Annotated in this window: 16 protein-coding genes; 7 read left to right on the top strand and 9 right to left on the bottom strand. The window is 70.9% G+C overall.

Annotation, left to right across the window (positions count from 1 at the left end; all coding sequences use genetic code 11):
* From KBY96_RS14770 to KBY96_RS14795, 6 genes are all read left to right on the top strand, one after another.
* A partial coding sequence (locus KBY96_RS14770; protein WP_254980293.1) for a glycosyl transferase family 90 occupies positions 1–762 on the top strand: 762 nt, incomplete at its 5' end.
* A gap of 273 nt (positions 763–1,035) precedes the next feature.
* Positions 1,036–2,136 carry an aminotransferase class I/II-fold pyridoxal phosphate-dependent enzyme gene (locus KBY96_RS14775; protein WP_254980294.1) on the top strand — a complete coding sequence of 367 codons (1,101 nt, stop codon included), beginning with the start codon at positions 1,036–1,038 and terminating at the stop codon, positions 2,134–2,136.
* Between the two features lie 22 nt (positions 2,137–2,158).
* Positions 2,159–2,845: an alpha/beta fold hydrolase gene (locus KBY96_RS14780; protein ID WP_254980295.1), complete on the top strand. Its 687-nt coding sequence runs from the start codon at positions 2,159–2,161 to the stop codon at positions 2,843–2,845.
* A complete protein-coding gene (locus tag KBY96_RS14785; RefSeq protein WP_254980296.1) occupies positions 2,842–3,645 on the top strand; it encodes a methyltransferase domain-containing protein in 804 nt (267 codons plus the stop codon). Before KBY96_RS14780 ends, KBY96_RS14785 begins: the two co-directional genes overlap by 4 nt.
* Complete coding sequence (gene bioD, locus KBY96_RS14790) at positions 3,642–4,310, top strand: dethiobiotin synthase (protein ID WP_254980297.1); 669 nt, start codon at positions 3,642–3,644, stop codon at positions 4,308–4,310. Before KBY96_RS14785 ends, bioD begins: the two co-directional genes overlap by 4 nt.
* A complete protein-coding gene (locus tag KBY96_RS14795) occupies positions 4,307–4,462 on the top strand; it encodes a hypothetical protein (protein WP_254980298.1) in 156 nt (51 codons plus the stop codon). Before bioD ends, KBY96_RS14795 begins: the two co-directional genes overlap by 4 nt.
* Before the next feature lie 9 nt (positions 4,463–4,471).
* Here the strand turns inward: KBY96_RS14795 and KBY96_RS14800 are convergent, their stop codons facing one another.
* Together KBY96_RS14800 and KBY96_RS14805 are read right to left on the bottom strand one after the other, a co-directional pair.
* Positions 4,472–4,738, bottom strand: coding sequence for a DUF3143 domain-containing protein (locus tag KBY96_RS14800; RefSeq protein ID WP_254980299.1), 267 nt, complete (start codon positions 4,736–4,738; stop codon positions 4,472–4,474).
* A 13-nt stretch (positions 4,739–4,751) separates the two neighbouring features.
* Positions 4,752–5,219 carry a J domain-containing protein gene (locus KBY96_RS14805; protein WP_254980300.1) on the bottom strand — a complete coding sequence of 156 codons (468 nt, stop codon included), beginning with the start codon at positions 5,217–5,219 and terminating at the stop codon, positions 4,752–4,754.
* 92 nt (positions 5,220–5,311) lie between these two features.
* On the opposite strand from KBY96_RS14805, the gene KBY96_RS14810 reads away from it, so the two are divergent.
* The gene (locus tag KBY96_RS14810) at positions 5,312–6,154 is read left to right on the top strand and encodes a 16S rRNA (guanine(527)-N(7))-methyltransferase RsmG (protein WP_254980301.1); all 843 of its coding nucleotides are present in this window, start codon (positions 5,312–5,314) and stop codon (positions 6,152–6,154) included.
* On the opposite strand, the gene KBY96_RS14815 is transcribed toward KBY96_RS14810, so the two are convergent.
* The 7 genes from KBY96_RS14815 to KBY96_RS14845 all read right to left on the bottom strand — a co-directional run bounded on the left by KBY96_RS14815 (position 6,105) and on the right by KBY96_RS14845 (position 11,212).
* Positions 6,105–7,328: an aldo/keto reductase gene (locus KBY96_RS14815; protein ID WP_254980302.1), complete on the bottom strand. Its 1,224-nt coding sequence runs from the start codon at positions 7,326–7,328 to the stop codon at positions 6,105–6,107. The two genes, KBY96_RS14810 and KBY96_RS14815, sit on opposite strands and share 50 nt — an antisense overlap.
* 5 nt (positions 7,329–7,333) lie before the next feature.
* Complete coding sequence (locus KBY96_RS14820) at positions 7,334–7,735, bottom strand: ferredoxin (protein WP_254980303.1); 402 nt, start codon at positions 7,733–7,735, stop codon at positions 7,334–7,336.
* 32 nt (positions 7,736–7,767) lie between these two features.
* On the bottom strand, positions 7,768–8,157 hold the full coding sequence (locus tag KBY96_RS14825) for a DUF1257 domain-containing protein (protein WP_254980304.1): 390 nt from the start codon (positions 8,155–8,157) through the stop codon (positions 7,768–7,770).
* A 10-nt stretch (positions 8,158–8,167) separates the two neighbouring features.
* The gene (locus tag KBY96_RS14830; protein ID WP_254980305.1) at positions 8,168–8,389 is read right to left on the bottom strand and encodes a DUF2997 domain-containing protein; all 222 of its coding nucleotides are present in this window, start codon (positions 8,387–8,389) and stop codon (positions 8,168–8,170) included.
* 70 nt (positions 8,390–8,459) lie between these two features.
* Complete coding sequence (locus KBY96_RS14835; protein WP_254980306.1) at positions 8,460–9,284, bottom strand: HEAT repeat domain-containing protein; 825 nt, start codon at positions 9,282–9,284, stop codon at positions 8,460–8,462.
* Positions 9,281–9,406, bottom strand: a complete 126-nt coding sequence (locus KBY96_RS14840; protein WP_254980307.1) for a hypothetical protein — start codon at positions 9,404–9,406, stop codon at positions 9,281–9,283. The genes KBY96_RS14835 and KBY96_RS14840 overlap by 4 nt, the downstream gene beginning before the upstream one ends.
* 36 nt (positions 9,407–9,442) lie before the next feature.
* Positions 9,443–11,212 (bottom strand): sodium:solute symporter family protein, encoded by a 1,770-nt coding sequence (locus KBY96_RS14845; RefSeq protein ID WP_254980308.1) that lies wholly within the window; start codon positions 11,210–11,212, stop codon positions 9,443–9,445.
* Between the last annotated feature and the right edge of the window lie 11 nt (positions 11,213–11,223).

An 11,223-nucleotide genomic window follows, 5' to 3' on the forward strand; every position in this document is an offset into this window, starting at 1 on the left:
GGAACATTTGGAAGCTTGAAATGGCCGATTCATTGGCCGCTGTATAGCCAAGCGTCTGGGCAGACAACGCGCCGCTCGTTCGCAGTATTTGGATCCAGCCGGCGGATCCCTTTTTCAGGAGTCCCTAGGTTGAACCGCAAGCGTCATTGGAATTATCTAGATATCATTGATTCTCAAGATGCTCCCTGGTCAAGCAAGACTGATACGGTTTTTTGGAGAGGAGCTACAACGGGAAAATGGAATAGAACAATCTCTCCTGATCCGAGGTCTGCTCGATGCAACCTTGCTCATCTATTACGTTCCACTTCGCTTGAAAATGTTGATATTGGATTTTCGAAGATAGTCCAGGGCGCCGACAGTATATTCAAAAGTATCGACTTAAAAGTGAGAAATGAATCTATCTTCAAGCCTGCTGTACCTATCTCCGAGCATTTGAAGCACAAGTACGTTCTTTCTCTTGAAGGTAATGATATAGCTACAAATTTAAAATGGGTTTTGGCTTCATCATCTGTTCCTCTGATGCCAATACCCTCATGCGAATCTTGGGGTATGGAGTTCTTGCTGAAACCCTGGCAGCACTTTGTCCCAATCTGCCATGACCTGAGTGATCTTGAAATTAAGATATCCTGGTGCAGAGATAATGACAAATTCGCTCAGGAAATAGGCGTCGAAGGCCGGCGATACATGAGAATGTTTCTAAATCCCAACAAAGAATCAAAGATTGAGTCTGCAGTAATTCGGCAAAGTATGCTTAGAGCATGAATCTGATTTTCTACTCGTGATAGCTAAAAGAGAGTCTGGTCACGGCCGAATAACCATCGCCATCATGTTCAATCCACTAGGCAAGTCTATCATTAAGCGCATCCAACCCCCCCACACCTTTTTGTGATGGTACATGTTCACACAAATAGAGCGAGGGTAGGCACCAGTGATTTTGCATGGCAGTGGGATTTCCTTATTAAACAATCCCTACAAGATTGCAGGCATTCAAGATACCGCCAGCTTCGAGCTCTGACACATGCTTTTGGTGCCTGCATGCGAGCTGCAGAGATTGTATCTGCTCCTCAGCCAATCCTCGACCTCGCCAGCAACGACTACCTCGGCCTGAGCCGCGACCCAGAGGTCGTCGTCGCCGCCCAGGCGGCCTGCGCCAGCGATGGGGTTGGAGCCGGAGGGTCCCGGCTGGTCACCGGCACCCGGCCGGTGCACATGGAACTGGAGGCCGAGCTGGCGGGCTGGCTGGGGCGCCACCGGGCGCTGCTGTTCCCCAGCGGCTTCCAGGCCAACCTCGCGGCGGTGCTGGCCCTGGCGGACCGCCACAGCCTGGTGATCGCCGACCGGCTGATCCATCACTCCCTACTCACCGGCGTGGCCGCCAGCGGCGCCCGCCTACGGCGCTTCGCCCACAACGACCTTGCTCAGCTTGAGCGGCGGCTCAGCGAGGCCCGCCGCGAGCGGCCCCAGCAGCGGCTGCTGGTGCTGAGTGAGAGCCTGTTCTCCATGGAGGGCACCAGCCCCGACGTGCCGGCCCTGGCCGCGCTCTGCGATCGCTTCGGGGCGGCGCTGCTGCTCGATGAGGCCCATGCCCTGGGGGTGCTGGGCTCCGGCGGCCGCGGACTGGGCCACGGCATCAGCTCGATCGCCCTGATCAGCGGCACCTTCGGCAAGGCCTTTGGCAGCGGCGGGGCGTTCCTGGCCGGCGGCGAGCTGGTGATGGAGTGGCTGCTGCAAAGCAGCGGCGCCTTCCGCTACACCACCGCCCTGGCGCCCCCCCTGGCCGCCGGGGCACTGGCGGCCCTAAGGCTGATCCAGCAGCGCCACGCTGAGGCCGGCGGCGATGGTGCGCCCACCGTTCCGCAGACCGGCTTGCTGAAGCGGGCCCAGCGCTGGCGCGATGGCCTCGAGGCCGCCGGCTGGCCCCGCCCCCCCGGCGCGGGGCCGATCCTGCCGTTGCTCGTGGGCAGCGACGAGCGGGCCCTGGCGCTGCAACAGCAGCTGGAGGCGGCCGGCCTGCTGGCGGTGGCGATCCGGCCGCCCACCGTGCCGGAGGGCACGGCCCGGCTGCGGCTGGTGCTGCGGGCCGACCTGCCGGGCGGCACTTTGGAGCGGCTCCTCCACGCCCTCGGCGCCCCCTGACCGTTCTGACGCCGCTGCCGCCATGACCACCCAGCTGATCGCCATGCACGGCTGGGCGGGCGACAGCCGCGGCTGGGAGCCCTTCGCCGCCGCCGCCGAGCGCCAGGGCTGGCACTGGCAGGCGCCCGACCGGGGCTACGGCCCATGCCCAGTGCATCCGGCCCAATGGCAGCCCGGCGCCAGCCGGCGGGTGCTGATCGCCCATTCCCTCGGCCCCCAGCTGCTGCCGCCCGAGCTGCTGGCGGCGGCCGACGCGGTGGTGCTGCTGGCCAGCTTCGGGCGCTTTGTGCCGCCGGGCCGCGCGGGGCGCCGCCTGCACGCGGCCCTGGATGGCATGGCCCAGGCCCTGCGCGGCCCCGAAGCGGAAGCCATGCTGCGGCAGTTCCTGAGCGAGGCCGCCGCCCCCCAGCCCATCAGCCAGCTGCCGGCCACGATCATCGACCAACCCCTCACGGACGCCGCCCGCCGCCAGCTGCTGGCCGATCTGGAGCTGCTGGCCTCCACCACAGCCCTGCCGGCGGCGCTGCCCACCGCCATCCCCGGCCTGATCGTGGAGGCCGGCGCCGACCGCATCGTGGTGCCCGAGGCCCGCGCCCTGCTGCGCCAGGAGCGGCCCCGCGCCGAACTGGTTCTCTACCCCGAGGCCGGCCACTGCCTGCTGGGCACCCCGGTGGTGCGTGAGGTGATGGGATGGATCGCCGGCCTGTGACCCCACTGCCCGCCTTCAGCGCCCGGGTTCGGGCGGGGTTCGCGGGCGGTGCGGCGGCCTACGACCACCAGGCCACCCTGCAGCGGGCCATCGCCTGGCGCCTGGCCCACGCCTGCCGGAGCCTGCCCCTGCCCCCCGGCCCGGCCGCCGACCTGGGGGCCGGCACCGGCCTGCTCGCTCGCGCCCTGGCTGATCAACCCCAGGCAACGAGCCCGGCGTCTGGGCATGAGACCCCCGCCGCACGAGCGCGGCAGCTGCTCCAGCTCGACCTCTGCACCGAGCTGCTGGCCCGCAACCCCCTGGCCATCCCCACCACCAGCCGGGTGTGGGATCTGGACCAGGGACTGCCGCGCGAGCTCGATGGCGCCGCCTTCCTCAGCTCGAGCTTCGCCCTGCAGTGGCTGAGCCGGCCGGCAACCCAGCTGGAGCACTGGTGCCAGGCGCTGGCCCCCGGCGGCTGGCTGGGCCTGGCAGTGCCCACCGCCGCCAGCTTCCCCCAGTGGCACCGGGCCGCCGAGCGGGCCGGGGTGCCGTTCACGGGCCTGGCGCTGCCCGAGGCGGCGGATCTGGAGGCGGTGGCCCGACGCCGACTGGAGATGTGGCGGCTGCAGCGGCTGCGCTTCACCCGCCCCGGGGGCGACGGCCGGCAGTTCCTGCATCAGCTGCGCGCCCTCGGCGCCGGCACCAGCGCCCACCCGCCCCTGAGCGCCCCCCAGCTGCGCCGGCTGCTGCAGCATTGGCCCGCCGGCGAGGGGATCACATGGGAGGTGCTGCTGCTGATCGGCCAGCGACCGGCGTGAGCGCCATCCCGGCAGCCACCGCCCTGCCCCGGCGCCTTGTGGTGTGCGGCACCGACACCGACGTGGGCAAGACCCTGGTAAGCGCCTGGCTCGTGCAGGGCCTGGGCGCCCGCTACTGGAAGCCGGTGCAGAGTGGTGTGGAGGGCGGCGGCGACAGCGCCACGGTGCGGCACCTCCTCGATCTGCCCGCCGAGCGTCTGCTGCCGGAGGCCTACCGGTTGAGCACTCCCGTCTCCCCCCACTGGGCCGCCGAGCGCGATGGCGTGACGATCGAGCCCCAGCGGCTGGCGCTGCCGGCCGGCGGCGAGCCCCTGGTGGTGGAGACCGCCGGCGGCCTGCTGGTGCCCCTGGGCCGCCACTGGCTGCAGATCGAGCAGCTGCAGCGCTGGGGCCTGCCGGTGCTGCTGGTGGCCCGCAGCGGCCTGGGCACCCTCAACCACACCCTGCTGTCGCTCGAGGCCCTGCGCGCCCGCTCCATCCCGGTGCTGGGGCTGGTGCTCAACGGCCCGCCCCACGCCGACAACCCCCGCACCCTCGAGCAGCTGGGGGGCGTGCCGGTGCTGGCCCAGCTGCCCCGCCTCACCAGCCTCAGTGCCGCCGCGCTGGCAGAGCAGTGGCGGCTGCAGACTATGGAGCGCCACTGGCCCCGGGAGCCCACCCCATGACCCGCCGCGACAGCTTGGTCACCGCGGCGATGCTGCTGATCTGTGCCGGCATCCTGGTGCTGTTCACCGACGTGGAGACCAAAGCGCTGCGCTGGCTCAACTGCGGCCCGCTGGCCAGCCCGGCCCAGCGCGCCAGCGAGATCTGCCGCTGAGGCCGCCCCTCAGGGGCCGGCCAGGATCGCCGCCTCGGTGTCGGCGCGGGAGAGGCCATAGGGGAAGTGGCGCTCGCAGTGGCGGCCATCGGCATGCCAGCTCACCTTCAGCTCCTCCACCTCCAGCTCGATGCGGGCACTCCACTCCGGCCGGTGCAGGTCCCAGAGACAGGGATCGCTGCGCTCCTGCACGGCGCCCAGCTGCCGCAGCCAGCTCTCCAGGGCGGGCAGGGGGTGGTGGTAGAGGGGGGTGTCGGGGCTGGGCAGCTGGCTCATGGCGATCAGGGTCTCACGCGGGGGGCCACCAGCTGGGCCACTGGGTGAGGGCCGCGCCCCGCGCCCAGGCCAGCCCCACGCCCAGCACCAGGCTGAACACCAGCGCCAGAGCCAGCAGCAGCAGGGCCAGCCACTCCCCGCCGGACAGCGCCCGGCGCACCGGATCCGGCCCGCAGCCGGCCACCGGCGCGGCAGGCGCTCTGGTGTCCACGGCGGCGGCGCGGCTGCTGGCGGCCGCCGCCGCGGCCAGGGCCGCCAGGCGCAGCTGGGCGTCGTAGCGGCGCCGGGCCTCCGGATCGCTGAGCACCGCGTAGGCCTGCTGCAGCCGCTGGAAGGCCTGCTCCGCCTCCGCCGCCGGCAGGCTGGTGGTGTCAGGGTGCACCTGCTTGCTGAGGCGGCGGAAGGCCTGGCGCAGCTCCTGGGCCGAAGCGCCAATCGGCAGCTGCAGCAACTGATAGTGGCTGGCGCCGGTCGGGGGCATGCTGCCGGAGTGGAGCAACGGCTGAGGGCCGGGACGCAGCCCGTGCTGGGATCCTAGGGAGCCTCACCCGCCCGCCAGCCCGCACGGATCGCATGGCCCCGTCCCCTGCCAGCTCTCCGGCCCCGCAGGGCCGCCGCAGCCTCTGGCAGCAGCTGGGCTGGCAGCCCAGCGCCGCGCAGGAGGCCCAGCTGGAGGCCCTGCAGGAGGAGCTGCGCAGCTGGAACAGCCGCCTCAACCTCACCCGCCTGGTGGAGGGCGACGACTACTGGATCGCCCAGGTGTTCGACAGCCTCTGGCCCCTGGTGCCCCTGCTCCAGGCCCCGCCCGCTCCTGCGTCTGCCCCGGCGGCGGGCGGTGAGCCGCTGAAGCTGATCGATGTGGGCACCGGCGGCGGCTTCCCCGGCCTGGCGGTGGCGATCGCCCTGCCCAGCGCCCAGCTCACGCTGGTGGATTCGGTGGGCCGCAAGCTGGAGGCGGTGCGGGCCATGGCCGCCGCCCTGGGGCTGGAGGGACGCCTGAACCTGCGCTGCGAGCGCATCGAGCGCACCGGCCACGACCCCGCCTGCCGCGGCCAGTTCCACTGGGCCCTGGCCCGGGCGGTGGCCAGCGCGCCGGTGGTGGCCGAATACCTGGTGCCCCTGCTGGCCCCAAAAGGCCGGGCCCTGCTCTACCGCGGCCAGTGGAGCCCCACCGATCAGGCGGGCCTGGAGGCGGCCCTGGCACCGCTGCGGGCCGAGGTGGAGAGCTGCCGCAGCCTGGAGCTTCCCGGCGGGCGCGGCAGCCGCCATGCCCTGGTGCTCCGCCCCAGCGGCCCCTGCCCGGGCTCCTACCCCCGGGCGGTGGGCCTGCCCGCCAAGCAGCCCCTGGGCAGCGGCCCGGCCGGGCCTACTCCGCCATCAGGCGCTGCACGGCCTGGCCACCGAGCCGCGCCCTGAGCTGGCGCAGGAGCTGGGGGATGCGCTCGGCCCAGGGGCTGGCCGCCAGCACCGCGCGCAGCTCCGCCTCGCTCACCGCTCCATCGAGGGCATCGGCGTTGGCGCCGGGGAACCAGTGGCCGCCGTTGCCCAGCAGGCCATAGCGGGCCCGGGCGAAGCTCTCCAGATCCCAGGCCTCCAGCAGGTTGTGCAGCCACAGCAGCACCGGGATGTTGATCTGGCCCGGGGTCTGGCTCCAGTGCGGCAGGCCCTGCTCCCAGCTGGCCAGCCAGGGATCGCCCAGGGCCGCCAGCCGGGCCGCCTCCAGGCGCTCCAGCAGCGGCGGCAACAGCGTGCCGGCCTGATCGAGCAGGGCCACCGCTTCGAGGTGGCGGTGGAGATCCTCAGGCCGGGCGGCGCCCACGCTGATCGTGTGGATCCCCGGAACGCTGAGGCAGAAGAGATCGTTGAACAGGATCGGATGCAGCGGCGTGCACAGGGCGCTGAAGCGGGCGGAGGGGCTGTGCAGGTGCCCGCCCTTGTCGGTGGGGCTGATCACGAACACGCCCATGTCGTGGGCGGTGGCCAGATCGATGGCGGGGCGGTTGGCCTGGCGGATGAAATACCAGTGCAGGTTCACGTAGTCGAAGGCGTCGCTGGCGATCGCCTCGCCGATCAGCTCCAGAGGAGCGTGGGTGGAGAAGCCGATCGAACCCACCCGCCCCTCGGCCTGCCAGCGCCGCGCCACCGCCAGGCAGCCGCCGGGCCGCAGGGTGTGCTCCAGATGCTCGCGCAGGTTGATCCCGTGGATCGCCAGCAGGTGCACCCGCTCCACCCCCAGGCGCTCGAAGCTGGTGGCCAGATCGGCCTCGAAGGCCGCCGCATCGCTCTGGGGCGGCACTTTGGTCTGCAGGATGCGCGCGGGGTCGCCCACCTGCTCCAGCAGCCAGCCCAGCTGGCGCTCGCTGGTGCCGTAGTGGCGGGCCGTTTCGATGTGGTGCAGGCCGTGGCCCACCGCCTGCTCCAGCACCGCCCGCAGGTTGTCCTGACTGGCTGCCGTGATCTGGTCGGCCGGCAGGTCGCTCCAGCTCTGCTGGAAGCGCATCCCCCCCAGCGACAACATCGGCATGGCCAGCTCGGTGCGCCCGAAACGCCGGCAGGGGATCGGCGAGCCAGAGGACGGCGGGCCGGGCATGGGCTTCAGACGGCCTGGCGGCGGGGCAGGGTGCGCTTGAGGCGGGAGGGGGTGGGCAGGCCCAGGGGCTGGATGTCCTGCTGGTTCAGCTGCTCCGACAGATCGGTGAGCTCCTCGTAAGCCACCCAGTGGATGCAGTCCACCGGACAGGTGTCAATCGCCTCCTGGATCCGTTCGGTGCTGTCGCCGTCCTGGCGGATGGCGCGGGAGCGGCCCCAGTTCGCCTCCACCACGAACGTGTTGGCGGCCACATGGGCGCAGTAGCGGCAGCCGATGCACACCGCCTCATCCACCCACACGGCTTTCTGGCGCAGTTCCCCACCCAGCAGAGGCTCGGTGCCACTGGCGGCCGCCGCGGGAGCGGAGGAGGCCGCAAAGGCGACAGCGGGGTCCACAGGCACTGCCATGGGCTGGTCGCGGTGAGTGGTTGGGGCGGCGATCAGACCCAGCGGGTCACCACCAGCTCGATGCTGCCGTCGGCCATGTTGGCCTGCTCGCTCACCTGGAAGCCCTCCTCGGCGGTAGCGGCGAGGATGCTGCGCAGGGCGTAGCGCTGGTTGAGCTGGGCCAGGAAGCGCTCCACCGGCACCGTCTGCTTCCACAGCTGCAGGTCAGCCACCAGCTCGTAGCAGCCGGTGTCGGCGTTGAGGCGGAAGCCGATGTCGGTGCCGTCGCTCTGGGCGATGGCCAGCTCGGCGGTTTCGCACTGGCCGCGGTAGCCGCGCACGCTCAGGCTGCCCTCGCGAGGCTCATGGCCCATGTCCTCGAGGGCGGCGCGCAGGGCATCGCGGTCGCGCAGCTCGGTCTTCACGGTGCTGAAGTGGGACATGGCGCAGAAGTCAGGAAAGCGGGGTGGTGGACTGGACTGCCGGTTGCACCTGGCGCTGAAGGGTGGCGTCGGCCTGGAAGGCCTCGGCGGTGGGCCGGCGCTGCTGCACCGCTCCCAGCCGGGCTTCAAGCCGCTCGGTGAGCTGCTCGCAGGCCGCGCCTGCCACACCTTCCACCTGCTCCTCGACGCGGCCGTCGGGGCGGATGCGGAAACGGATGGTGTGCTGGGCCATCCCAGGTACCGGGGAATGGCGCGATGCTAGCCGCGGTGCCCAGGGGCTGCGCTTCAGGGTTGAGGCCGGCTCAGGAGAGCAGCCCCTCGTCCACCAGGGTCTGCAGGCGCTCGAGCACCTCGGGTCGCTCCAGCTGCTCCAGGGCCAGGCGGGCCTCGTCGCGCACCCCCGATTCACCGTCTTGCAGCATCGTCTGCAGCAGGGCCTCCACCACATCGTGCTGGCGTGGTTCCACCAGATCGGGGTAGAGCCGCCCCAGCCCCCAGGCACTGTTGCTGCGCACCGCCGGCTCGCTGTCGATGCGCAGGCTCAGCAGCAGCTGGGCGGCGGCGGGATCGGCCTTCGCCGCCCCGGTGCCGCCGGCGTCGGCCAGGGAGCTGGCGGCCCACAGGCGCACCGCGGCGATGTCGCTCTGCAGAGAGCGGATCAGGGGGTTGAGCACCGGAGCCTCGGGGTAGTTGCCCAGGCTCCAGGCCACCGCCTTGCGCACATAGCCGTTGTCGTCTGCGGCCAGCAGCGCCAGCAGCGGCTCCACGGCCAGGGGGCTGGGGTTGCGGCCCAGGGCATACACGGCGCTCATGCGCAGGATCGGACAGCTGGTGGCCAGCAGCGGCAGCAGCAGCGGCACGGCCCGCGGGTCGCGGTGCTCGCAGAACACCCTCAGCCCCTGCATCAGGGCCTCATGGCCGGCGCTGGGGTCGCCACGGCGCAGCAGCTCCAGCCCCCGGTCGCATTCGGCCGCCACCGCCGCCGGGGCGGGCTCGCTGCTGTCCAGTTCGTCGAGGGGGTCGCCAAGCAGCTCCTGGGCCAGCTCCTGAGCCAGCACATCGGGGTCGAGGTAGAGCTCCTGGGGGCTCTGCTCGGGATAGGGACCGCTGGTCACGGCGACGCTCAACCCAACGGAGCCGGGGCGGCCATGTCACCGGGCAGCCAGATGCGGGCGCTCACGGCCACCAGGGCCAGGGCGAAGAGCAGCACGATGACCGCCGGCAGCAGGGTGGAGCGAAGAAATTGCACAGTCAGGAACGGGCGGGTGCGGTGCCGACTCCATCATCACCCCTGCGGTGTCTGGCCCAGGGCCTGGCGCAGCCCGCCCTGCAGCCGGGCCCGCTGGCGCAGGGCCAGCAGCCCCAGCACCGCCACCACCAGCCCGCCCCAGCCCCACAGCGGCAGCTTGAGCAGGAACCCGCCCAACCCCAGCAGGGCACCGAACAGCACGGCGCAACTGCCGAGCAGCTGGCTGATCAGATCCAGCAGCGTCTCCTGGGGCTCCACACCGGTGCGCTGCCGCCAGACGCTCCAGCCCGGCCCCGCCGGCCGCACCAGGCGCACGAACTCCTCCAGCACCTCGGCCGATTCCGGCGGGGTGGCCAGCATCACCGCGATCCACACCACGGCGGTGATCGCCGTGGTGGTGAGCAGGCGCAGGCCGTAGTCGTCGATGCGCAGCAGCGGCACCACCGAGGTGGAGAAGCCCACCAGGAAGCCACCCAGCATGGCCGCCAGCTCGGCGGCGGCGTTGATGCGCCACCAGAACCAGCGCAGCACCAGCACCACCCCCGGGCCGGTGCCGATGGCGATCACCAGGCGGAACACCGCGCCGATGCTGGTGCTCAGCAGCGCCGTGATCACCCCCAGCACCACCAGCAGCACCGAGGCCAGCTGACCGATCAGCAGCAGCTCCCGCTGGGAGGCCTGCGGGCGCATGAAGCGCTGGTAGAGGTCGTGGGTGAGGTAGCTGGCACCCCAGTTCACCGCCGTGCTCACGGTGCTCATGAACGCCGCCACCAGTGACACCACCACCAGCCCCAGGGCCACCGGCGGCAGCAGCTGCACCGCCAGCAGCGGATAGCTCTGCTCCCAGTCGGTCTGGTCGGGCAGCAGCACCACCGCCGCCAGGGCCACCAGGATCCAGGGCCAGCTGCGCAACAGGTAGTTCACGCCCAGGAACACCCAGCTGGCGATGCGGGCCTGGCGCTCATCGCGGGTGGCCAGCAGCCGCTGGATGAATTCCCCGCCGCCGTCACTGCGGCGGAAACTCCACCACTGCAGGGCGATGTAGGCGCTGAAGGTGGACACCGAGATGCCGGCGCCGTCCAGCCAGCGCAGCCGCCCCCCCTCCAGCTGCCAGGGCACCAGTGAGAGCAGCTCCGGGCGGTCGAGGGCCCGCAGGCTCTCGAGCAGGCCATCCATGCCACCGGCGGCGTTCACGGCCGCCCAGGACACGGCCACCGCCCCTCCGAGAGCCAGCACCAGCTGCATCAGGTCGGTGACCACCACCGCCCAGAGGCCACCGGCGGCGGTGTACACCAGCACCAGCAGACCCACGATCGCCAGCAGGGTGAGCCGCGACTCCGGGGTGGGCGCCAGCCCCAGGGCCTCGCTCACCTTGGCCATGGCCAGGAAGGCGTAGCCGATGCCGATGCAGTTGATCGGCAGGGCGAACAGGAAGGCCTTGATCCCCCGCAGCCAGGCCGCGGTGGCGCCGCCGTAGCGCACTTCGGTGAAGGCGGCGTCGGTGAGCACGCCGCTGCGCCGCCAGAGGGGGGCGAACACCACGGCCATGGCCACATGGGCCACCCCGAAGCTCCACCACTCCCAGTTCCCCGCCAGTCCGCGCACCCCCACCAGCCCGGCCACATACAGCGGCGTGTCCACCGAGAAGGTGGTGGCGGCCATCGAGGCACCTGCCAGCCAGCCGCTGAGGCGGCGGCCGGCCACGAAGTAATCGGCCTCGTCGCGGTTGCGGCGTGCCAGCCACAGCCCCACCAGCAGGCTGGCCACCAGATAGCTGATCAGGATCAGCCAGTCGATCGGGTGCACGTCGGGCGGCT

Origin of the sequence: Cyanobium sp. ATX 6A2 (assembly GCF_024346355.1) — a bacterium.
Classification (GTDB): domain Bacteria; phylum Cyanobacteriota; class Cyanobacteriia; order PCC-6307; family Cyanobiaceae; genus NIES-981.

Coding starts and splice junctions, on each gene's coding strand:
- KBY96_RS14775 (WP_254980294.1), top strand. CDS start 1,036: ATGCGAGCTGCAGAGATTGTATCTGCTCCTCAGCCAATCCTCGACCTC.
- KBY96_RS14780 (WP_254980295.1), top strand. CDS start 2,159: ATGACCACCCAGCTGATCGCCATGCACGGCTGGGCGGGCGACAGCCGC.
- KBY96_RS14795 (WP_254980298.1), top strand. CDS start 4,307: ATGACCCGCCGCGACAGCTTGGTCACCGCGGCGATGCTGCTGATCTGT.
- KBY96_RS14800 (WP_254980299.1), bottom strand. CDS start 4,738: ATGAGCCAGCTGCCCAGCCCCGACACCCCCCTCTACCACCACCCCCTG.
- KBY96_RS14805 (WP_254980300.1), bottom strand. CDS start 5,219: ATGCCCCCGACCGGCGCCAGCCACTATCAGTTGCTGCAGCTGCCGATT.
- KBY96_RS14810 (WP_254980301.1), top strand. CDS start 5,312: ATGGCCCCGTCCCCTGCCAGCTCTCCGGCCCCGCAGGGCCGCCGCAGC.
- KBY96_RS14815 (WP_254980302.1), bottom strand. CDS start 7,328: ATGCCCGGCCCGCCGTCCTCTGGCTCGCCGATCCCCTGCCGGCGTTTC.
- KBY96_RS14820 (WP_254980303.1), bottom strand. CDS start 7,735: ATGGCAGTGCCTGTGGACCCCGCTGTCGCCTTTGCGGCCTCCTCCGCT.
- KBY96_RS14825 (WP_254980304.1), bottom strand. CDS start 8,157: ATGTCCCACTTCAGCACCGTGAAGACCGAGCTGCGCGACCGCGATGCC.
- KBY96_RS14830 (WP_254980305.1), bottom strand. CDS start 8,389: ATGGCCCAGCACACCATCCGTTTCCGCATCCGCCCCGACGGCCGCGTC.